This is a genomic window from Leifsonia sp. SIMBA_070 (assembly GCF_046534635.1).
Classification (GTDB): Bacteria; Actinomycetota; Actinomycetes; order Actinomycetales; family Microbacteriaceae; genus Leifsonia.
Genome location: NZ_JAWRYK010000495.1, coordinates 1 through 259, shown reverse-complemented (window position 1 = coordinate 259; position 259 = coordinate 1). Strand labels below are relative to the sequence as shown.

Here is a 259-nt window from a genome sequence, read left to right as displayed (position 1 = left end):
CCTGTGAAAAAGAACTCCCCACTTTACAATGCCCTGAATCAGTGGATGGGTCAAGCTTGTCCCTGGAGTCATCTAACTCACGTAGAAAATATAATTAGAAGTACCAAGGACAATATGGAAGCCCAAAATTATTATGGTGTGGCTTTGGTCATGAAATCTTGGATTATGTCCTATGTAACGGATGCTTATGGGGATGTTCCTTACTCAGAAGCTACGAAGGGTATCAGTGACGGCAATGTTACTCCGGCCTTTGATCCGC

General features: G+C 43.6%; 1 protein-coding gene. It reads left to right on the top strand.

The annotated features are described in order from the left end of the window. Nucleotides 1-3: 3 nt before the first annotated feature. A partial coding sequence (locus SB754_RS21185; protein ID WP_410784311.1) for a SusD/RagB family nutrient-binding outer membrane lipoprotein occupies nt 4-259 on the top strand: 256 nt, incomplete at its 3' end.